21 protein-coding genes are annotated in these 22,762 nt (G+C 33.2%); 11 read left to right on the top strand and 10 right to left on the bottom strand.

Going from position 1 to position 22,762, the window contains the following annotated elements; translation table 11 throughout:
- Nucleotides 1-798 precede the first annotated feature (798 nt).
- Both NMY3_RS01345 and NMY3_RS01340 read left to right on the top strand, forming a co-directional pair.
- Nucleotides 799-1,134 (top strand): hypothetical protein, encoded by a 336-nt coding sequence (locus NMY3_RS01345; protein WP_196817166.1) that lies wholly within the window; start codon nt 799-801, stop codon nt 1,132-1,134.
- Between the two features lie 801 nt (nt 1,135-1,935).
- Nucleotides 1,936-2,334: a response regulator gene (locus NMY3_RS01340; RefSeq protein WP_196817165.1), complete on the top strand. Its 399-nt coding sequence runs from the start codon at nt 1,936-1,938 to the stop codon at nt 2,332-2,334.
- 33 nt (nt 2,335-2,367) lie between these two features.
- On the opposite strand, the gene NMY3_RS01335 is transcribed toward NMY3_RS01340, so the two are convergent.
- On the bottom strand, nt 2,368-2,919 hold the full coding sequence (locus NMY3_RS01335; RefSeq protein ID WP_196817164.1) for an MEDS domain-containing protein: 552 nt from the start codon (nt 2,917-2,919) through the stop codon (nt 2,368-2,370).
- 409 nt (nt 2,920-3,328) lie between these two features.
- Here NMY3_RS01335 and NMY3_RS01330 point away from each other — a divergent pair, with 409 nt between their 5' ends.
- A complete protein-coding gene (locus NMY3_RS01330) occupies nt 3,329-3,856 on the top strand; it encodes a hypothetical protein (protein ID WP_196817163.1) in 528 nt (175 codons plus the stop codon).
- Nucleotides 3,857-4,058: 202 nt separating this feature from the next.
- Here the strand turns inward: NMY3_RS01330 and NMY3_RS01325 are convergent, their stop codons facing one another.
- Nucleotides 4,059-4,439, bottom strand: a complete 381-nt coding sequence (locus NMY3_RS01325) for a nuclear transport factor 2 family protein (RefSeq protein WP_196817162.1) — start codon at nt 4,437-4,439, stop codon at nt 4,059-4,061.
- A gap of 399 nt (nt 4,440-4,838) precedes the next feature.
- Here NMY3_RS01325 and NMY3_RS01320 point away from each other — a divergent pair, with 399 nt between their 5' ends.
- The 4 genes from NMY3_RS01320 to NMY3_RS01305 all read left to right on the top strand — a co-directional run bounded on the left by NMY3_RS01320 (nt 4,839) and on the right by NMY3_RS01305 (nt 7,393).
- Nucleotides 4,839-5,378, top strand: coding sequence for a hypothetical protein (locus NMY3_RS01320; RefSeq protein WP_196817161.1), 540 nt, complete (start codon nt 4,839-4,841; stop codon nt 5,376-5,378).
- 311 nt (nt 5,379-5,689) lie between these two features.
- On the top strand, nt 5,690-5,908 hold the full coding sequence (locus tag NMY3_RS01315) for a hypothetical protein (protein WP_196817160.1): 219 nt from the start codon (nt 5,690-5,692) through the stop codon (nt 5,906-5,908).
- Nucleotides 5,909-5,972: 64 nt separating this feature from the next.
- Nucleotides 5,973-6,146, top strand: coding sequence for a hypothetical protein (locus tag NMY3_RS01310; RefSeq protein ID WP_196817159.1), 174 nt, complete (start codon nt 5,973-5,975; stop codon nt 6,144-6,146).
- A gap of 698 nt (nt 6,147-6,844) precedes the next feature.
- Complete coding sequence (locus NMY3_RS01305; protein WP_196817158.1) at nt 6,845-7,393, top strand: MEDS domain-containing protein; 549 nt, start codon at nt 6,845-6,847, stop codon at nt 7,391-7,393.
- A gap of 93 nt (nt 7,394-7,486) precedes the next feature.
- Here NMY3_RS01305 and NMY3_RS01300 read toward each other — a convergent pair whose 3' ends face one another.
- The gene (locus NMY3_RS01300) at nt 7,487-8,716 is read right to left on the bottom strand and encodes a sensor histidine kinase (RefSeq protein WP_196817157.1); all 1,230 of its coding nucleotides are present in this window, start codon (nt 8,714-8,716) and stop codon (nt 7,487-7,489) included.
- A gap of 463 nt (nt 8,717-9,179) precedes the next feature.
- On the opposite strand from NMY3_RS01300, the gene NMY3_RS01295 reads away from it, so the two are divergent.
- On the top strand, nt 9,180-10,583 hold the full coding sequence (locus tag NMY3_RS01295) for a hypothetical protein (RefSeq protein ID WP_196817156.1): 1,404 nt from the start codon (nt 9,180-9,182) through the stop codon (nt 10,581-10,583).
- Nucleotides 10,584-10,856: 273 nt separating this feature from the next.
- Here NMY3_RS01295 and NMY3_RS01290 read toward each other — a convergent pair whose 3' ends face one another.
- From NMY3_RS01290 to NMY3_RS01280, 3 genes are all read right to left on the bottom strand, one after another.
- The gene (locus tag NMY3_RS01290) at nt 10,857-11,258 is read right to left on the bottom strand and encodes a hypothetical protein (protein WP_196817155.1); all 402 of its coding nucleotides are present in this window, start codon (nt 11,256-11,258) and stop codon (nt 10,857-10,859) included.
- Nucleotides 11,259-11,880: 622 nt separating this feature from the next.
- The gene (locus NMY3_RS01285; protein ID WP_257720041.1) at nt 11,881-12,183 is read right to left on the bottom strand and encodes a DUF1428 family protein; all 303 of its coding nucleotides are present in this window, start codon (nt 12,181-12,183) and stop codon (nt 11,881-11,883) included.
- Nucleotides 12,184-13,066: 883 nt separating this feature from the next.
- Entirely contained in the window at nt 13,067-13,660 is a 594-nt protein-coding gene (locus tag NMY3_RS01280) for a hypothetical protein (RefSeq protein ID WP_196817153.1), read from the bottom strand.
- Nucleotides 13,661-14,416: 756 nt separating this feature from the next.
- On the opposite strand from NMY3_RS01280, the gene NMY3_RS01275 reads away from it, so the two are divergent.
- Nucleotides 14,417-14,659, top strand: a complete 243-nt coding sequence (locus NMY3_RS01275) for a hypothetical protein (protein ID WP_196817152.1) — start codon at nt 14,417-14,419, stop codon at nt 14,657-14,659.
- 242 nt (nt 14,660-14,901) lie between these two features.
- On the opposite strand, the gene NMY3_RS01270 is transcribed toward NMY3_RS01275, so the two are convergent.
- From NMY3_RS01270 to NMY3_RS01260, 3 genes are all read right to left on the bottom strand, one after another.
- Nucleotides 14,902-15,429, bottom strand: coding sequence for a hypothetical protein (locus NMY3_RS01270; protein ID WP_196817151.1), 528 nt, complete (start codon nt 15,427-15,429; stop codon nt 14,902-14,904).
- Between the two features lie 688 nt (nt 15,430-16,117).
- Entirely contained in the window at nt 16,118-17,533 is a 1,416-nt protein-coding gene (locus NMY3_RS01265) for a hypothetical protein (protein WP_196817150.1), read from the bottom strand.
- Nucleotides 17,534-17,682: 149 nt separating this feature from the next.
- Nucleotides 17,683-19,425 carry a tetratricopeptide repeat protein gene (locus NMY3_RS01260; protein ID WP_196817149.1) on the bottom strand — a complete coding sequence of 581 codons (1,743 nt, stop codon included), beginning with the start codon at nt 19,423-19,425 and terminating at the stop codon, nt 17,683-17,685.
- A gap of 568 nt (nt 19,426-19,993) precedes the next feature.
- Between NMY3_RS01260 and NMY3_RS01255 the strand changes: the two genes are divergently transcribed.
- Nucleotides 19,994-20,305 carry a hypothetical protein gene (locus NMY3_RS01255; protein WP_196817140.1) on the top strand — a complete coding sequence of 104 codons (312 nt, stop codon included), beginning with the start codon at nt 19,994-19,996 and terminating at the stop codon, nt 20,303-20,305.
- A 139-nt stretch (nt 20,306-20,444) separates the two neighbouring features.
- Here NMY3_RS01255 and NMY3_RS01250 read toward each other — a convergent pair whose 3' ends face one another.
- Entirely contained in the window at nt 20,445-21,449 is a 1,005-nt protein-coding gene (locus NMY3_RS01250; RefSeq protein ID WP_196817148.1) for an SMP-30/gluconolactonase/LRE family protein, read from the bottom strand.
- A gap of 352 nt (nt 21,450-21,801) precedes the next feature.
- Between NMY3_RS01250 and NMY3_RS01245 the strand changes: the two genes are divergently transcribed.
- Nucleotides 21,802-22,695 (top strand): IS5-like element ISThar1 family transposase, encoded by an 894-nt coding sequence (locus NMY3_RS01245; RefSeq protein ID WP_196815659.1) that lies wholly within the window; start codon nt 21,802-21,804, stop codon nt 22,693-22,695.
- Nucleotides 22,696-22,762: the final 67 nt, after the last annotated feature.

The raw sequence follows: 22,762 nt of genomic DNA, 5'->3' as shown, positions 1-22,762 counted from the left end.
TGTAGTGATGAGGTAGTAGACAACAAGTATACTAAAAAATTAATAAATAATGGAACTATATTAACGATCCATTAATAACAAGTAATTTTCTATTTTGTTCGAATATTGTTCAGGAATGATATATTTTATGTCAGAACGAAAGTATTAAACTATATCTTTAAATTGTCACCAATATTAAAGGATAAAAAAACAATTGCAAAAACAAAGGTAAAAAATTCCGCTTTAGAAAATGATTTATTATAACTTCACATATATGTATACTCCCTTTGCAAAAGGATGCAGGTTTTGGCGTAAGCCAATAAAGGTCTTGAGATGCGCCAACAGATCTCAATACCAAGATCCAATGCCTGCAATTACAAAATTGTGTTTGCACTCTATCTCTGTAGTTTCAAATCTTATATTAAAGCAACTTCAATAAATGATAGTTTTTTAAATCCTTGTCCAATCTGCTTTTATGGATATAATTAAGTTGTATTGGAACCCTACTACCACGGGGAACTTAATCCCCACGCGCCCAAACTAAATGATATCATTCGAAGTAACAATCAAACTATCACGGGTTTCGTCATTTTCCCGTTAGTATAGTGGAATCTCTCAAGACATCAAGAAAATGACACTAAAATAAATGTTCTAGTTGTAATATGATCACGATTATTTTTTGCCTGATCGTTTCTGCTTCTAGTTGTAAAGTGTAAAGTTTTTCATGAAACTTTAATGGATATTTTTTTGTCATTTTTTACTCTATTTTGATACGTGATCTCTTTTCCCTTTTTGGTTCGCATAATAATGAATCAAACTATGGATATAGAAATCTCTGATATTGTAAGTATGGTTTCTATTAATCATTCTTATGTTAAAGGACCATTGGCAATTTCCTTTTCTTTGATATTACTATTCACTTTTGTTGTTTCAGATTCTAACTTCGCTCAAATATCTTTGGGTAACTCTAACTCAGTTATAGATTCCCCTACACTGGACTCTTGTCTTCAGGCAGTAAAAAATCCTGATACTGTTCCAGCGCTGTTCCTCGCAGCATGTTTGATATTTGCCCCAGATATCTACAGAATAACTGGTGATATAACATTTATTTATGTAATTGTAAACGCAGTAGAGGGGATTAGTGAATTTCCTTAATAGAGTATGTATTTGAAATATGTTAAAGCCTGTAATTGATTCTCAATGGGAATCCTTATGATAATTAATTCTACCTATCTGGACCTGGAAAGGTAAATATTGTATAATCCTGTCAATCTTTTTCATTTGCTGGTTAGATTGTAGGAATATTTGTTGACTTTGTTGGTCCGAATGTTATGCTCTACGAGAATTTAGTAGTAGTTATAGATTTAAGTCCATTTGTACTAGAATCCCACTACCACTGGGAACTTAATCCCCACGCGCCCAAACTAAATGATATCCTATTGAGTAATGATGTTATAATTATCAGAATTAAACCTCTCCAAACGCTTGCGCCAAATTGATCATAGGTTGTATTCAACCTTGAATAGAAAATATGCCTCAACTCATGATATTTTTGCTGGTAATTTTCATAAACGAACCTATTTCATCTTTTCTACTGATTCCATCGTCTTGAGCCATTTAATTATCCAGGGGATAGTATACCTAGTTGCTCTGTCATCAGGATCCACTATTCTTGCAATTTGGTGTATTTTTTTGAATATTTAATCTATCTTTTTGTATAAGACTCATTTTTTTATTATGACGGATTTCTTTATTATTTTGTTGACTTAATGGTACAATATTATATCTACAGTATGTTTGCTTATAAACAAAACTTATTAACATTGGGGGTCCAAGACCATAGAAAGTATGATTTTTAACGACATTTTGATTTTAATCTAAATGGATTTTCCTCCCATGTATTTTATCGAACTTAGTTAGATAAGGTTAAATATTTTCAAAAAAAATCAATATCTATTGTCAACGTCATTTACCCATTCAATAGTTGTAGTAGATGACGAAGTAGAACTTGCAACCCTTTTCAAAACTTTTTTAGAAAATCAAGGTTATGATGTGGTCTCTTTTACCGACCCAGTATTGGCTCTCGAATATTTTAAAGCAACAGAGGACAAACATTCATTGATAATAACAGACCTTAGAATGCCCAGCATATGCGGAATAGATCTTGCAAAGGAGATAAGACAGATTAATAGCAAGGTAAAAATTCTTCTGATGACAGCTTTTGAGATTCAAGATTTGAAAGATAACGAGGATTTTAAAAAGACAAGAATAGATAGACTACTTCAAAAACCCATTCGTTTCTCCGATTTAAAACAAATGATCAATGAATCATTAAATGGACTCGATATAGAATAATAAAGATAAAAAGAAGGTAATGGTTAACTTTGCCTACATCATTATAGTCATTGCATGACTGTCTACTATTTTTTGTTGAAAGTCTTCTGATATTTTATTAAAATCTTTTTGATGATACATGCAAATGCCCTTTAGATTGATGTCAAATTTTACGGGTAGATAAGATTCATAATCCAAGAGACTTTGCATTTTATGTTTAAAGAGAAATGCACCCGCATCTCCTAATACAGAAATTCCCTTTTTACCTATTTTTTCAGCATAGATGACCGTTTCTTCCATATTTTTCCAAATAGATTCGATATTATCATGATGAAGATATCCTTTTAGAGAGTCGACGATGATCAATGATTTTTCCTCCTTTTTGAGCAAATCGAGATCAGCGGACCAATTATTAGACAGTGTTTCCCTAACAGAATTCTCTGTTTCATAGAATGGCATGATTTGAATCATTTCATTATCCATGATTTGTTTTTGAACATAATTCGAATAAAATTCTCTTAGGATATCCAGATCACGATAAATAAGTAAACAATGCAGTCCATATTCACTTTGTGAAATAGTCTCTGCTGCTTCTCTCGCATTCATTAATTGGCCATAAATATTAGGTGAAATAAGATTTCCTCACCATTCAGTTAACTGTCAGGATTGTTTATTAACATTACCCATTTCCATTTGGGAATAAAATCTGAGATGTACTTTACGACTCGAATTAATGACTGGAGATGACTTTCTCCTACTTCATTTTACATCTAATGAAAATTCAATTCCTACAATATTGGATGCTGTGATTGGATTCAACATTGAACCGTATCCCCACGCGCCCAAACTCACTGTTCTGTTATATGGTAATGTGCAAGCCTGACGAAGGTAGAAAGGATTTTAGTTCTAAATATATTCTCCATATGGATGGAACTCATTTAAAGAATTATCCATTTAGGCTATTAACAAAATAATGTTTTATTAGTAAGATAAGTATAATGTTTCTGTATATTTTTTGAATCTACCTTCACCAGTGGGGATACCGGTTGGCTTCGTAAAGATCTTATCTATACTGTTTATCATTGTCTTATTTAATCATCCTTGTCAAGCCTTTTCTTTAATTGCAAATACGTCAGTTGTCAAGAATAATTATTGGATAAGTGAACGAGATAATTTGAACATAAGTCTTAGACTTGAACCGCAAGTGCCAATTATCGATCAAGTTACTAGACTAACCTTTGAGGTAAGAAACCTTAATGATTCTACACTAGTTAATAATCTAAATACAAAGGTTACTCTAACAGATCATGATGGGAGATTGTATAAGTTCGAAAATAAATCAATTCCCATATCTGGGGGTCACTTTTCAGTTGATTATATTTTTCCAGATGATGGCGAACATAGAATAATTTTGCAGATATATAAGAATACTACCCCGTTTACTGTAAGTTCATTTGATTTGGCAATACCTCATTCGGTAGCCCCATCTGAAAATGAAAAATTATTAAATCCATTTATTGACTTTTTTGATTCCCTTTTCTAGAAAATTGATTGACATTGTTAGTATAGGATAACTTTGCCAATTGAATAATTTATTAAACAAGTAAAACTGTCGTTTGAATATCTGAAAACTAACACTTGATTTCAGGAGTGGGAAATAGTCTTTATAATATTGAGTTTTATATTTTTAGTGTGTAGATTGTATTCAACCTTGAATCGTATCCCCACACGATCAGAAGACCTAGTTATTTAATCCTCTCGACCCATTGAGACCGCCACTCAGGTGGTTCGAATGGATCTGCATAGTAATGCGTTTCGTGTGCAATCTTCCCATCTTTGAACTCCATGACACTAACCACGTTAACAGGACGCCCATCATAGGTGATAATTAATTCAGTTATCCAGAGATTTCCTTCTCCTCGAGTCCGCAGAATCTTGAAAGTAACTTTAGCGGGATAATGTTTTCTGAGGTCGTGTATGTTGTGTTTACCCAGGATTCGTTCGCCGGACTGTGGAAACTCAACCACTATATCCTCATGATTAAATTCATCCACTCTCTCTAAATCGAGAGCCATGGTCGCCTCCCAATAACGATCCAAAGTGACCTGTATTTCTTGGTTATCCAATATATATCCATGAATCTAATCAAAAGTCTGGTTTATTAGTCTTCTCTCCATTTACTTTCAAAGTGATTGAAAAGGGGTGGATGATACTGTATTTGGTGATGATGATATTATGAAAGGCCGGATTTGAACTTTTTCCAAACACTCACTTCATTAAATCTAGATTCTATTCAATCTTGAATCGTATCCCCACGGAGGAGAACTAAAACTAATAAATTAAACAATAATTGCTACAAAAATTCAATTTCAAATTCATCTGATTAGATTGCGCTATTATCATACCAGGAGTTAATTAAGCATATTCTTCGGTATATTTATAATTACCAATCTTTTGATATTTGGACCAAAACAAAATATCCCATACAAATGAAACTTAAATACTAGGATTCTAGACAAATTATGATGAAAATCACCAATGGATTGATTCAAACCATCTTTTTGTTAGCAGTTTCTGTTTCTTTGATAGCAGCTGTTAATTTAGATCAGGTTCTTGCTCAAAATCCTTCAAATACGGATTCGAATGTCCTAAAAGGAGCTATCACAAGTACTTCAAATAACGGCAATACAACAGACCCTGCCTGGGTATTAGGTGGAGTGTATAGATTTACCGAATTCAATTCCTCCTCTCCTGCTTTTAATGCTTCTTTCTATATGACTAAAATAGACGGTACAGCAGAACATATTCACTCGATATATGACCTAAAGTTATCGAACAGCCCGGTTGTTGATAGCAGTTCAAACTCTACAATACTCAATGGAACAACAACAGTAACGCTTAAAGACGGACCAGTTTCAAATGTGCCAACACAAATTGAATTACTAGATGAAAGTGCAATAGCCATTACTGTTGATGGTAATTTGACCAATACTCACTTTGGAACTACTCCCATTTATGGAACCCAGCATCTCATCTGTGTAGAAGCTCCAAATCTGTGCAAATAACCCTTTTGGGTTTTTACCTTTTTATATTTCAACACCATATTTTTTTAATAAATTAATCTCTAAATAGATGAATGCTTCCAAAGAGGATTAAAATCCTATTTAACCTATCAATATGGCATTAATCCCCACGCGCCCAAACTAAATAATACTATGACTGGGTAATACTATTTGGAATGTTTGATAACAATATAACAATATCCTTGGAGTCATAACTTTGAACGGCAAAAATTACAATACCGGGAAGTAGCAGGATTGGTGGAAATTATGGACAATACAATTATAAATCTATAAAGAAGGAAGCGAAATACATCTTGACAAACAAAATCATTGAATCTAAAGAATGTATTATAGACGAATGGGATGATTTTTCTGATGGAATTAAGATAACCATGACTGAAATAAATTCGGGTAGCTCTATTCATTTGGGATTAAACTATGTAGATAAGGAATTAATCAAAACTATTTACGAACATTACAAGGGACGAAAACCAATAACTATTCAATTATCTGTAAATGAGGATAGCGAGTGACAGGTAGAGATAAAAGATAAGGATATGGTATATGCTAAAATAAGGAGGTCAAAATTAAATAATATTGAGTGATATTAAACCGTTAAGATGTCCTATTTGTCATTATGAAACGGTTAATTGGGTTCTACACGAATGGAAGGATCAGATAAAAATTAAAAGTTGGATGAGTCATGATATGTTTGATCACTTAAAAAAGACTCATGACTTGAATGAAGATAGATCGATAAGAAAATTATAGATCTTATAGAGGAGCGGTATAGCCGGGATAATGACTAGTCAACCAAAGTATGACAAGGACTATGTTATGTTCTCTGTATTGGTGCATCACTACAATCGGCTAAAATAGTCGTTTTTATTTTTATCAAGTCTAGGTTGGATTCAACCTTGAACCATGTCCCCACGCGCCCAAACTTAATGATACTTGTTATGGTAAAGATGATATGACATGCAGGGATTTGAACCTTTTTAGACGCTTGTGACTAATTGATCTTGTGTCGTTTTTAACCTTAAACCGTATCCCCACCGATGTTTTAAACGAATATAAAATATTTAAAATCGTTTCACATTGGAAAAGAGTCTGATGATAGTAGTAGTGATACGATGGTTAGTGAAGAGAGAAGAACAATGATTACAATTGATCCTATAAACAATTTAAAGGTCGAATATAGTTCTCCAGAATCCTGCTTTTTAGTGATCTTATAATATCCATAAGTACAATATTTAATGTACGATTAGCACAAGATAAATTAAATTTCAATCCATATACCTATGGGCTATATGAGTATCAGCTTCGAACCTTTGTTATCAATCTACCAGAGTTATAAATACGTTTTGCGATTTTATTCACAAAAGCAAAAATATTTCACTAAAAAAATTGCTTTTATGGCGATTGTACTGCATAATTCTTATATTTTGAGCCCCTCTATAGTAAATATATTGGCACAGAGGCTACAGACTATCGAGAAAGGAAATCACATAATAGCAGTTTATCCTACCAAAGAGGAAAAATTCAATGAAGCCTTTGCCTTTTTAAAGGCAGGTCTCGAAAGAAATGAGGTTGTAGTTATCACAACCACAGATCTATCAAAGGATGAGATCCGCGCCAGAATGGCTAATGAATGGCAATTAAATATTCCAACCCTTGAATCCCGGGGAGATGTTATTATCCGAACCACCGAGGAAGCCTATTTTCCTGATGGAATCCCTAACATCCAACGAACGAATGCGTTATGGACCACATTAGTTGAAAACTGTCTTTGCAAAGGTAAGACCGGGATGCGAGTATTCGGGGACATGCGCGCATTTTTCAAAAGTGGGTTTACAAAAGAGTTACTTGAATATGAATCATCTTTGGAACAAAGATTCAATTTTCCTATAATTGGCATATGTGCATACGATTCCAAAGATATCAAAAATAATTTTACTGCGGAGCAAATAGGTCAACTACAGCATCATCATAATCCTGTTTGGATGGAAGATTACTGAATAATTATTTGATGGTATGGATCGACAACAGAAAACTGTCAACATAGTTATAAAAGAATAGAATCTAAATTGATATCGTGTGGTGTATTATTGTTACTGCGATGCAGGAAATATCATTCCAAATGCGGTGCCTTGCTTGTAGTCCTCATATACTCTGTCTCCTACCCAAATTTTGCCTTTATATCTCTCGACCAATGTCCTTACTATGGACAAACCTAATCCACTTCCCTCAGCTTTGGAATAGAATCGATTGAACATTTCTTTTTTCATAGAGTCTGATATCCCTTTCCCATAATCACAAACAGTTACCATCCAATATTTTACTTCAGCAATAAAGTACTCTCTTATTAGAACATCAATTTTAACCTCTGATGATCCTGAATATTTTACACTATTCGAAAATAAATTGACAAAAATTTCCTCAAGCAGGTCTTCTGCAATTATATTTATTTCAGTGGGGTTATCATGATCGTTTACTATGTTTAAAGAAAATCTGATTCTTTTGCCTTGGGGGTTATTATTGTATAGTGTTTGCTGTAGGGTACTGTGTGCGTTAGTGATAGCATCTGGAAGATTCTTTGATATTAATTGTAGATCCTTTTGTGTATATAGTCGTTCTAATCTACGTAAGTTGTTTAGTAATGTTAAACTTTTATCTATCGCTCTATTTGCAATTATGAGGTACGAAAAAATTTCCTCTCTATCAGGAGATAATCCATTTATGTCATTATTATTATTTTTTGCTATGGAAGTAACTATATCCAAGCTATTCCGTATTATCTGATGATAATTTCCTATATCATGCGAGAGTAAATCAAATAAAAGTTCAGAGTGTATTTTTTCTTTCATAGTTTTATCGTTATTTTCTTTTTCTTCCCATATGAGATCAAAACAATAAACAACATTTCTCACTGTTGGGATATCTTTAGAATATGACCAATTATCAAGAGAAAAAATAAATTTATCATATTCATTAACATGTTCATAGTGCACTTGCCGTTGCATATCTACTGAAATAGAAAAAATATCCTGCCTGTCTCTAATAAAGAGTAAGGAATTTGATGGGGACTTGGGTAATGAAGATTTTATCGACCTGTACCCGATAAATGGGGCTAAATGTTTGGTTAGCCGTGTACTATCTTCGTCAAAGGGACATAACAATCTGATAATGATATTCTTGGCCAACTTTTGTGATATTACCTGTTCAATTATCTTGTAATATGACAAGAATTGCAAGGATGCGGGTCCAGGCAATATTATGTCCATTTGAGATTCAACAGATTGTATAAATTTGGACAATCTGTCAAGAAATTTTTTGTCCATTTTTGATTAATAATAATAATAATTATTATTATTTCCTGGTATGCTCTTATGTTCATACTTTGTTTTATGCTTCGATGTGCCAAGATACCTATAAAGCGGATTAAGTCTGACAACTCTATTAAATTGTCTATGAAACCCATGATTTGCCATAATAACTTTATAAGACTCAACATCAGGGATTGATAAAATAGCAAAATGGATTAAGAATCAAACGACACGAGTTGAAAAAATGTTAAATAAAGGAACTAAAAATAGGGTAAGAAAAACCGCTGAAGACTGAAGACATTTTCTCATGAAAACGCACTATTTTACAACTACCTGAGATTTTAGACATAAAGTGATCGAATATCTGAGTTCTAAAATCTCTAGTTGGTTATATAGTTTCTAACATTTAGGATAATATTATCGATCCTAGTTGGAAGTTAAAGTATCCTTATATAATGCTGAAGAAATTTGTATTTAATTGGAAAGGGTACAAATAAACGAAATTCTTTTTAATAATCGAAAATTAACCATAATTACTGCAGCCATTATAGTCGTTCTAATAATATTAAATCTATTAGCTACCCGCCAAATCATTTATTTGAATAACGATGGTGAGATCGCTCTTTTTACACTTACGACAGTTTTTGGGTATGGCATTGGGTCTTTAATTCTTTTAGGCTTTACTAGATATATTACCAAGGATCTCTTAGACCGGTCCGTTTTGATGCGAATAATGTACATCATGGTTACCGTTATACAGTTCTCATTATTTGGAATTTTGTTCTTTGTCTTGTATAATAATGTCACAAACTGTCCAGAATACTTTACCGTATGTGGTGGAAATGAATATTTTGTCATCGCCTTTAATGCAATTGCCTCTTTGACAACAGCTGTAATCATGGGAATAATTAGCTACAAATTTTTTACCTGGTACAAGATGCACAAAAGAAATTTTGTTGTATTGTTTTATGGTCTAGCCGCCACAGCACTTGCGATCTCTATAGCAGGAGATGCTTTTGATAAACTTGTACTTGTTCAACTAGTTAAAGAAGATTCTCCTGATGGTGCAATTCCTATGGCCTCTTTCATTTACAAGGTTTTTGATGAGTATGACGGTGCTATAATGTACAAAACAGTAAATCCTGACTATACGACTCTTTACTTAGTACCAAATCCAAACTTGGCGTTATATAACCAAATTATTTATCTTACTTCCCTTAGTCCATATATTTTGACCTGGATTGGAACTGCCTTTTTGCTCGGTTACTACTACAAGAAAACTCATAAGCTTGATTTCAAATTCTGGATAATTTTAGCTGCACCATTAGTTTTGTATCTCATAGGAAGCGGATTAATATTTTCTCTTCCAGCAGATTTTCCCTACAAGTACTATTTTAGATTGATATTTCGTGCAGGTACTATAGCAAGCAGTCTATTATTTGGATTGGCATTTTATTTGATTACTAGGAATTTAAAATCCCAAAAAGTCAAGGATTATTTGACTATAGCCGCTATTGGAATTAGTGCGATTGGTATTGCAAACGAGGTTTCTGCGTTACAACAAACATATGGAGTGGCCGCCCATTCATTAGTTTTGTTATCCTCCTATCTATTTAGTATTGGATTGTACTCTTCAGCAATCTCATTATCCCATGATAATGCATTAAGGAACACGGTTAGAAAATCAATGCTAGAACTTGTTCAGAATATAGGAACTGCGCAAATGGAAAAGGATATTCAGGATGCTCGAAACATCGTAATGAAAAAAGCATATGAAAGGGAAACACAAATGCGAAATGATACAGGAATTTCGCCTTCTGCTCAAGAGGAGGAACTCAAGAAGTATTTAGATGAGATAATCAGCGAAATAAAGACTAAGTGAAGATCGCAGTGATTTATTTCTAAATCTATTGTTTTGTAATTAATCAGATAACAGCATCTTTTACAAAAAATTGGCCAACAGTGTCCAATATTCTCTTAAGAAATGCTAAAACCTGGTATGACAGTTATCAAAGGCACTATGGACAATGACCTGATATTGTATAATAATATTATCCTGGGTTTTGCTTAGTTAAAGAATTTTAAATTCTATAATATCTTTTTAACTAATTTTTTTAAATCTGTTTATTTGATATCAAAGTTATAATCGAACTGCTTAGGGTTTTTCAAATAAAACCTTGGCCCCGTAGTTTTTTTCTAATAATTGAATCAAAATAGGATCCTCAATTCCGTTCTTCTTAAGATCCTCAATATTACATGATGCTATTTCTCTAAAGAAATTTTCAAATCCTGCAGGTAGATAAGTCACCAGCAATTTTCCATATGAATTACCATTCTTTTTAAAAGACCTTGGAATATCTTTTTCTAATTTTAAAACTGTTCCTGCAATTCCATTAATATTTTGCTTACCATAGACAATTTCGAAATCACCATGAACTACACAAACTATTACGATTTCCTGGCTCTGTATATGCAGGGGGATTTCTTTCTCATCATCGCCTTCGGGGAATATAATTTCTATTATTGAATATTCATTCCGGGTTTTGTCTCCAGACACTATAGTCTTGAATGTAATCCCATCTAAATCATATTTTGGATAAAAATCTTCATGATTCATGTCAATATTATTATTCTTAGTTTGTATTTTGGAATCACTTTCAATCAATATCATTTATTTAACAATCCAAAGATATAATCTTAGTGTATTGGATTTGACCGGGTCTATAACAGTCTCCGGATCTTCTGCCTTTCAAATACTCATAAACTTTAGAGATTCTTAAAAAGGTGATAATTATTGATTCTTTGAAGATTTAATACGGCTACAAACATATCAGTTGTTGAGATTTGAATTGAAGCATCAATGATATAATCAATAAGTGATTGAATAGTCCTATCTCATAAAGTGCCAAATAATATAGTTCCATACTGGATTATGAGAGAACATTGTCATATGAATGGATTGGATTCAACCTTGAACCGTATCCCCACGCGCCCAGACTAAATGATACTATGCATAGTAATGATATTGATTCTTTAAATATGGATAGTTAAGGCTAGTGCAATTGGGACAAGGTAGATAAATTAGTTAGATAAAAAACAGCATTAAACAAAATAAAAAATGAGAGAAAAAATTTCTAGGGGACTTCCAAAAGGAAAGTTACTACTCGACTACCTCATATCTAGACACTCAGACGTTCAAAATCGCCGACGATAAACTTTGCACCCGGAGGCAATAGATCCATTGATTGTTTCATCATTTGGCCAGCTTTTTCGTCTTTTTCCATCTTTGCCATTACTTCATTCATGTGTTGGCGATCTTTATAATAAATCGACTCAATCCAAACTTCCTCATCTATATTGGCAGAAACGATACTAGCAATATTTGCAAACCCTTCCATTGGTACGTCTGAGTTGTTAAGCTTGAAGGCGTCATAGTGTAAAATACCGTATTGTTTGAACATATCATAGGCCTCTTTGCATATTCACAACATTGCGTTATGATTCTTTTTGGGTACCCTGTAGATAATATGTGAAACAATACTTGCGTCAGTTAAATTAGATATGCTCATGACTAATAGTATTATTTCTTGGAGTATAAAAACGGATAAGGGAACAAAAGTATACTTAGCTGTATCAACACAAAATGTGCAAATTAAGAGTATAATTCTGAATTACATGTGACATTGATCTGATAATAGATCTACTGATATCACACAAAACACTAAGTCTTCTTATCACAATAGTGAATAATACATGAAATCTTTCATTAGTAGTTGAACCCCATTACCACCGGGAACTTAATCCCCACGCGCCCAGACTGTTACTAATCGATATACATAAGCTATCAAAAATTAAGCATTAATTTACCTCTCATGTGAAAGAATTCATTATGCCATTAAGTGTTATATATCCTACTAGTTTCAGATTACACTATCTAATTCTAAAACTGCTATATGATAGGCTACTGAACCAAACTAGCGAATCTATCGAGCGTATATCGTTATATGTTCTCGGTCATTTAGGTTGATTGCTCCTTAAGACTTGCTTACCATTACTTAATCTCTAACAAAATTGAGTCTTTTGGTTAGTTCTTTTTTCGATGTGATGCTAATAATTGTTCCAATAATATCATGATCTTTGTATTTTTTAATAACAACTTTTCAAAATCTAAAAAATACTTTCTCAATAATAATTCTAATGCTAATATAATAAGGAATTATTAAGACTTTATGAATAAGAATAACTAAACAGATAATCATAAATAATGGTAATTCTAGATCCGTGACATGTGATATGATACTACAGACCTGCCGCTGTTGAACGGACGGTCTATGATACCTCTGACAAGGAGTAGTTAATACAAGTCTATTTCTGTGTTGGAGGTAAAACGTTACCAAATTCCTGAAGCGAATGTCTTGCCCTGTCATCTTCAACTTCAATCGGCCTCTTAGCGGCTTCTTGTTTTTTGTACGCAGCATCTGCTTCTTTAGTGGTACAACTTACCCATTTTGCGTCACTGACTATACTGGTTTGCCAATAGCAACCTTCCCCATTTGGGAGCTCAAAAATATAATCATGTTTTTCTTTTGATTGTTTTGGATTTGATTGTTGTAAATCTGGCACGTCTTTTTGGGACGAAAGAACTGACTGATTCAAATCGGCTTGTATTGATGGATTCTGAAGGTTGTCAGATTGAGCTATTGTTTTTGTGGGAGTATCTTCAAATTGTATTACCTTCTCATTAGAAGGCGATAGCTGCGGTAATAGCTCCCCCTCAAAGGTTTGTGCATTATTATTACCGTCACCTGAAGGTGGTACATCGTCACTGAAGGTTTGTGCATTATTATTACCGTCACTAGATGTAGCCTGAACGAATGGTATTGCATACCCAGCTGAACTAATTATTACGCCAAAAATCGACAAAGTAAGAACTACTATTAGTATTTTGACCTTTTCCACGTAGTATTCATTGAATTCTTATATATAAAGTCCACTGATATAGATGATTAACAAGAAAAAACTCTATTTGGTTATTCTTATATAATGGTGAATGTGCTATTGGCATTGATGTATGAAAGGAAAACTGACCTATCAGCCCTATGCAAATAGCACTCATTAAGATACTAGTTAGTATGTTAATTAGTAACTTGGGCAAGAAATCCGCATCAACAATCAATTTCAAAATTAGTTATTTCACAGAACCCTATTACCCCAGGGAACTTAACCCCCACGCACCTATCAATATGTCTTACAATTTTTATTAGATTTTGAAGATAACAGTATAGAAGAGACATTAACCTCTCTTATAATAAATTGTTCCTATACATGATCAAGATCTTTTGAATAGATTTGGGTCTAATTCAAAATTTCAAGTATATTTGTCTCAAACTTTTGCTTTCTAGCTATTTAATCTATTCTACCAAACCATATACATGCAATATGTAATGTTTGCTTGTATCCTCTCATTAATTGTTGCACCCATTGTCAATGTAAATCAAGAACTACTTAGCTTAGATGAAATTGATAAAATCTTTTACAATTTGACTCCTGGTTCAATCGGTGGAAAAGAAAACTTTGACCAAAATATTGAAGAGATAATCAACTTGAATTCTCATAATCGGAGCAAATAGAATTGACAAAATGTGAGAATGAGTTTAACTATTATTCTTTTTTTAGACCAATAAACAGATATTATATATGAAGGATTTTGACAAAATGACAAAAAAGGAAAAAGAAGATCTTCTAATACAAATACTGAATATTTCCGATGATGCTAAAGGCGACGGTGACTCCTCCGATCTATTTACTCAATCATTCAATGAAATCTCAAAGACTTGGTCTGATTCCTTAAAAGAGTTTGAGAATCTTTACCCAGAGTATCTAAAAGATGAGAAAACCAATCCACTAGAAAAATATGAATCAAAATGGACTGCGAAAATTAGAAAAAAACTTTTTTAATCTCTCAATCCTATCCTACCATAAATTGATATACATACCAATTTAAGGAAACTGTACGCAAATATTCATTCAACGAATCTAAAGTTTGCATTAAAACCATACTACCACAAGGAACTTAATCCCCATGCGCCCAGACTGTTACTGATAATTAGTCCATTTAAGATTCTAGAATGCAATAATGTACAAGTACTAAAAAAATAAATGTAAGGGTTTAAAAGATTACATGTTTTTTTGTAATTCCTTCACCTAATCATAAATGTCGGAATATCACACCAAAAGTCGTCTAATACGTTGCCAAATACACATTTGATCTGTCTTGCATCACCTATATTGGGCGTGATTCCTACTGGGTGCTCAATCTTGTCTAATGCATAGGAGAGCACTGATTTTACCTTCTCATCCACCTGTTCTTTGCTTACAAATGGATTAGCAAGCCCAGTTGCATTATCATTAGTCTGAGTAACTGTACTGTTCATTTGTATGTACCCAATAGTGGGAGATTTACTGAAATCATCAAGTATTGACGCCACTAACACATCTTTGGCTTTGATAAAATCAGTTGCTGTGCCAGTCATCGTATATGTTGTATCAAAGTACGGTCCTACATAACTAGCTCCATCGGTAACGGTAAAATCGCCTTCTGTAGTTTTTGCAACATTAATGGTGTAGTTTGACTGTGCGATTGCTGTTGACACTGACGCACAAAAAATTAGACCCCCCATAACTACAAGGACTTCAACCAAAAGAGCTACGCTGAACTTAATTTGCATAACCTAGGTCAAGAAGTAATGAATATAAAGATTATATCTACAATTATTGGATGATGAGTATCAATTAGTAATTGAGATAAAACATCAATGTTATTATACTATTGTTTTTATTAATATGTAGAATCTCTTTTAAAGAACCGATATCAGCATGAAACCCCACGCGCCCAAACTAACTGATACTATCAATGGTAATGCTTTCCTTGACCTAATTGAGCATTTTTTTAGATGGAAATCCATATCTGAAAAGCGTTAAATCCAATTCTGTTGAATGTGGTTATGATATTCATCTGATTCTATATGTGATATACAGAAAAATTGATACTGAAATAATATGTGTATCTTGATTCTATTACACAGGGTATTTAGTATGAACACAATGGGTTTAATAATAGATACATTTTGAGTCCATTGTTGTAGTTAGAGTTGAATTTTAAAATAGGGAAAGCTTACCGAGATGATTTGACAAACAATGTCTCGTACAGTTGATGAATATCGGATTTGAAATTACAAATTCACAAGAATATGTCATTTTATTCCTTTCTTCTTCCATGAATGTACTATTTGATATTTTTTCTTTTAATCCATTATTTTTGTTATATTATCAGAGTCATTATCTTGCAAATTATCATTATTTTTGGCTATTTGAAAATATTCTTCTGGGGATGAAACATTAGAAATACCCGTAGTTTCAGCGTCCCTCTGATTTTTTCTCCTTTTTGCGTTGTCTATATAGAAAAGCCATAAAGCCGCTTAGTCCCAGTCCGATTGTAGTTATAACCCCCCATAGTTCTCCAATTGGCTGAATAGACTTTGTAAAATTTTCTAATTGTTCATTAAATGATAATGGTGGTAAAATTGTTAACGTGAGATCTGAGGACTCCAACATACTAATAGTTTTATTATTATAGTAGGTATCACCTCCTCGATTTGTTATTGTTTGGGGAAATGATATATTTGCTAATATTTGTATTGGTATCTGTCTTGATGCACCGTTTGTAAAGTCATTCTCAGATGGTGTAGTAATATGCAATATTACGCTATTATTTAGGTAAGGTGAGATGGTTGTATTATTTGGAACAAATTTGACAATTAATCCGTCTGCCTTTTTGTCTTTTGTGGTATTATTGCTTGTGTCAGTATAGTTAACTCCAAGAACGGCTTTTGACACCAAGGCAGAATTTGTATTGATGTTTACTAAGATATCCTTTACTTCATTTGATTCCATGATTACATTAGATGTGGATGGTATGATTGTAAATTTTGGTGTTGGTATAAGTGACCAATTTGAAGTATCTATTTGTCTACAATAATTACCATCAACAGGATATAAATCTGCAATATAAAATAATAATTTGTATTTGTCTGGATTTCCTATCGAGTTTAAATCAATTGAAAAATCTACAAAGTCCTTATCATCAAATGGAAATGAATCAAATGATTTGGTTTGAATTAGTTTTTTATTTCCAAAGGCAGAAATCTCATAAACATTTTGAGTCCAATGAGGATTTTCTGGTTCGGTTGGACTAGACAATTCTACTGTATAATCAATCCCCTTGTCAAAGACAGATAGTATATCTATAACCATTACAAATTGTATGATTCTTGGTGAAGAGGAAGAAGACAACGAATCAAGTAATAAGTCGTCAGATGTAGAAGCAGGGGCAGAAGTATTTGCGGAGAAATTAAATGATGGCGAGAGAGTTTCGTTTCTGAGCAGATCACTATAGAGGGACTCGCTAAATGGTTGTGATAGCCAAACAGTAGCGTTTAGTTTATTTCCATCACTCATATAACTTATCGATTGAATGTTAGGAAATTGAAGTGGATGATCTTTACATCTATACGACTCTGTTAATGTAGGATTCCCTGAAGAACTGCTATTGTTATTGCCGATATTTATATCTCTATCCAACCCATTTCTAATATTCCAGGGTTGCCAATCATTCTGATCATCAATTATTTCCTGACGTACAATCAGCGGCGAAACTGAAAAGACTGTATGTATTGAGGGTACACTGGCCAAAATAGTAGAGGAAAGCACGGAACAAAGGAAAAAAATTGCAAGGCCATCGCTTTTAGGAAACACGTGTGAGATGTTTCTCATCTATCTTTCAGCTCGGGCAAAAAAATGCTGATTTTGCAATACTCCTTGAAGACCAAATTTTGGAATGTAATAATTTTAATATACAAAAATAATAAGAACGGCTTGTCAGGTCTAAATTCACTTACTTTGAGACTCGATTAATTCCAACATCATACAAATGGTTCACCCATAACATAGTTAAGACTTGACTTTTTGAAGTAGCCGCATTTGTAATTGGATGAATAAAGATCGATTAGTTTTTTCTTGATGGAAATAGCTTCATCCTTATACCCCATCTTTTCTAAAATTTGTTCCTTATTGCATAATAAACCCTTATGATCAGGCGCCTTTTTCAAATAAGAATTTAGTAGATTTAGTGCATCGGTATAATTTTCAAGCTCGAATCCCAATATTCTTGCTGTGTTTGATATCATGTCCAAGTCCCCTGGTACCTGTTTTAGTGCAGTATTATACCATGACAATGCTTCTTTATAATATCCCAAATTAGCTAATGCTACACCTTTGTTGTTTAGTGAATATATAAAATTTGGTTCTCTTTCCAATACCTTATCATACCACTCTATTGCCTCTTTGTATCTCCCCATTTGGTTTAGTATAAAGGCTTTTGTATCCATAGAAGGAACATAATCTGGACTAATTGCTAATGCTTTATTCACTAATTCCAACGATTTAGAATAGTCATCAGAATAAATAGCCAAATTATATGCCATGGTGTTAAGATGGGAATAAGCATTGGGGTTGACTTGAAGTGCCTTGTCAAAGTATTTTATAGCTTCTGAATAGTTACCCAGAGCAAGCAATACACTTCCTTTTGCAGTTAGTATATAGCCATCATTGGGGTTGACTTGAAGTGCCTTGTCAAAGTATTTTATAGCTTCTGAATAGTTACCCATATCACGTAATACACTTCCTTTTGCAGTTAGTATATAGCCATCATTGGGGTTGACTTGAAGTGCCTTGTCAAAGTATTTTATAGCTTCTGAATAGTTACCCTTCTCGAATAATGTATTAGCATTATCATTAAAAGCATATGCATAGTTGGGATTTATCGCTAGAGCTTTATCAAACCATTTTATAGCTTCTGAATAGTTACCCTGATTTTCATATGTAAGGCCTTTTTCCTCCAAAGCAGAGGTATAATTGGGATTTATCGCTAGAGCTTTATCAAACCATTTTATAGCTTCTGAATAGTTACCTAGAGCATTAATTATGTGACCCCTCATGTAAAGAGAATAAGCATTACTTGGATCAATTTTTAGTGCCTTGTCAACCATTTTGATGGCTTCACTATCGTTACCAATCACATCTAATGTATATGCTTTTTCATCAAGTGCGTAATCATAAGTTGAATTTATCGAGAGAGCCTTGTCAAAGAATTGTAGTGCGTCAGTATAGTTGCCAGCATCACTAAGAGTAATACCTTTGACAGTTAGTGTATAAACATCATTGGGGTTGACTTGAAGTGCCTTGTCAAAGTATTTTATAGCTTCTGAATAGTTCCACATCATATATAGTGTCCAGCCTTTATTGGATAAGGCAATAACACTATTAGGGTCTATAGACAAGGCTTTATTTTCTGATTCAAGTGCTTCTGGAAAGTTATACATTGATGATAAAGCATTTCCTTTTTTTGATAGTGCTTCCACATTGTCTTTATCGATAGATAGAGCTTTATCATACCATTCTATTGCTTGTGGAAAGTTTCTGAATGTTTGATACTCATGATCTCCCTGTTTTATATAGTCATGTGTTTTATTGGATTCTGTATTGTGTTGAAAGGCAAATGAAAACTTTAAGATGTGTTTTGGAGTGGAATGAGAATATAAAACGAACAAAGTAATAAGTATAAAAGATATACCAAGGATAGTATTAATTTTGTATTTACTTGTCAACTTCTACAAATTATTCGCATTTAAGCGTAGATAAGTATTACTGTTGTTAACATACATTACAATATCTAATATTTTAAAACAGTAATCAATAAGCAAAGTAAAGTTATTCTATTAATAATCTACATATAAATAACTCAGTATTATGTTGCATCTTTTCAAAGCTTTAATGAATGAAATATTAGATTCATAGGAGAAGGATAAACAATATTTTATTTTTCAATAGTCAAATCCATTTTTAATGTCAAATTTGTGTCACAAACCTCTGGGTCCAGACCTTTGATTTTCCACAGGTTCCGAAAAGAAAAAAATGATAAGTACAACTATATTCGTGACTCTGGTAAAGATTCCGTATTGACGTTAACAATATGAATCCTATTTGTACCATACGACGATTAGACGATTTTACAGTTTTTGATATGTTGTCCATTTATCTTGTTGACCGTAGGTTGTATTCAACCTTGAACCGTGTCCCCACAGATGCTGTTTCTACATTTATAATAAATATTATTTCGGCTCATCTTTCGTATGTTGCAATTATTAAATTCTAGTATGGTTAATACCTTTTTCTATGCCGCGATTCTTATTTCAACCATATTCAATAGATGGTTATGAGTTTAATCCCATTCCTATAGACATACATTTAGGAATACTCAAAATCCCTACTGAAGAGATTCTTGATGATTTTGGAATAAATACCACTGAATCTGTGATTGTAGGAACTGATAGATTAGAGGTCCTAAATAGAATACAATCAGCATTTGCTCGAGAATTTGAGCATTATGGAAAACTTAAAGAATCAGATATTCGGCCTATGGATTATAAAACTAAACAAGCATGGTCAAGGATTAGAAGGCATATTAAGGATACAAATCCGGTTTAAGAATAGTCCAGGTTGTGGTCTAAAAACTGTGATATCCTCGAATTACTATAGAAACATACTCCCACAAGGACATTAATGGTAAAGCATCAAAAAAAGAGATGGTAATACGGATCTGATAATCGCAACTACTCATAGGTTTTTATTCTACTAACTTGTAAGCCACAAGTTTGTTATCCTGCATAAGAGGTATTATAATCGTACTTTGGCCTGGTATAGATCCCAAATCCGCAGCCCCTTGCGTGTGCAAATCTACTAACGTTTGATAACCTGTTTCGTCTGCGTTAACAACATATACCTTCCCCGCGGGGTTGTCAGTAACATAGTAATGTGTATTGCTAGTATCGGATTCTATTCCATCGAGACCACCAAAAGGAGATGTAGTTCCTTGTTCTCCTAAACTAGTTATTGTCTTATTTTTCATATCTATAACCTCAATGCCTCCGCCGGGTTTACTTAAAGGTCCAAAAGAAACAACAATTAATTTATTTTTGTTATTGTCTATATGCAAACCATTAGGACCGTTTAATTGTGGGTTTTGCAGCCAAGCTTGAATATCAGATGATGATGTATTATTACCAAGATTCGTATCTAGCTTGTAGATAGTATTGGTATCGGTATCTGATACATAGATATTTCCTTGATTGTCTGCTACAACATCATTAAGAAATGAGCTTCCTGGTGCATTGAAGCGCTTGATTATTTTTCCACTATCAATATCTATCTGTACTAGGTCGGTGATATCTGCAACATATAATATACTATTATCATTTGAGATAGCTATACCCTTTGGCGCATTCAGTGTTGTTATCCAATTTAATTCAATTATGCTCCCATTAGAAGGTGAAACCTTGGAAATGAATCCATTTTGATCTTTTTGATCTGGTTGTCCATTTATATTTGAAACAAACAAGACTTGTTGCTTGGATTCATAAGCTACTGATTCTGGATCCTTCAGATTGGCGGGTGTTTCCCATAATTTGTTAACCTGTGTTTGCTCTACTTGTTGCTGCTCTTGTGCTTGAGCATTAATGTTATTAGTTAAATTAATGCTTATTCCACTAAATGATAGTATTACTGATACTGCTACTATGAGCAAAAAGGTTGTAAATGATGATTTCTGAGAAAGCCTCCTATTTGGAATCATATATGAGATGTATGATCTACAATTAATAAATATAGCTTGTATCTTTCTAATGAATTTTCGATCAAAATAATGAAGCTTCTTTTTATATTTTTCGATATCATACATACAATTTAAGTCTATAAGGTTTTGCTTCGGTCATGTTACGATATGAACATGGTTATTTAAAATAATTCCAATATGACCCAATGAAAAGAATGAACCACCACCCACCATTTTGGGATGTGTCTAGATAATTCCATCCCGAACTTCCTATAAACAATTTGGAACTCATCCTACTGTGATCTATTGTAGTTTAATGCTGCTTTGTCGCCTAACTCAACATATTTAGCTGGAATGAACAGATTGATTATTTGTGATAGACTGGCCCTCTTACAATCGCTCATTAGTTCAACGCGGTGAGATCCTCTTCTCGTATGATTTCCTTGATGGTTGGGGTTCAGAGATAGAGAATATGAATATAAACAAAAAGGGTAAACCATTTGTATTTCCAGATTCTTTCATCTTGGCCATTGGTTACATTCGCTATTTATTTCACCTACCATACAGACAAACCCAAGGTATAATTAAGGCCACAGGAAAAAGGTTACCTGCTAATCCACCAAGTTATGGTCACATCTGTAAACGAATCAACAAGCTAAACATCGATATTAAAAGAGACAAGATGGATGACGATGATGACCTAATAATATCAATAGACAGTACAGGTATCAAGATTACTAACAGAGGTCAGTGGATGGATGAGAAATGGAATACACAAAATAGAAAAGGATATCTCAAGATCCACGTTGCTGTAGACATAAAGACCAGGAAAATCATTGCTTTGGAAGTGACAGATGAGAAGGTACATGATGGGAAAATGCTAAAGAAACTAGTCAATCATGTTTTGGATTCGAGAGAACCAAACACTGTAAAGATAAAATCGGTACTAGCTGATGGAGCCTATGATTCAAATCCAAACTTTGTGTATCTTGAGGACAAAAAGATCAATCCAGGTATAAAGGTAAGAAGGAACTCTATTGTTTCTCCTAAAAACAATAGGTTAAGGAACAACGAAGTAAAGTTACAAGCAAAGGATCTGTTGAAATGGAAGACAAAAAGAAAATACGGACAGAGATGGATATCTGAAACTGTGTTCTCAGCTATAAAGAGAATGTTTGGTGAATACACATCAGCAAACAGGTTTCAAAACATGGTAAAGGAGATCATGATAAAAGTATCATTGTATAACATTTTTAGAAGAATATAACATGATGATCATGATGATAACCGGAGAATAAGGAATTATGCAACAAAGCAGTTTAATGCTAAATAAA

The organism is Candidatus Nitrosocosmicus oleophilus, from assembly GCF_000802205.1.
Taxonomy (GTDB): Archaea; Thermoproteota; Nitrososphaeria; order Nitrososphaerales; family Nitrososphaeraceae; genus Nitrosocosmicus; species Nitrosocosmicus oleophilus.
The sequence above is the reverse complement of the archived record's forward strand: the minus strand, read 5'-3'. Positions and strand labels throughout refer to the sequence as shown.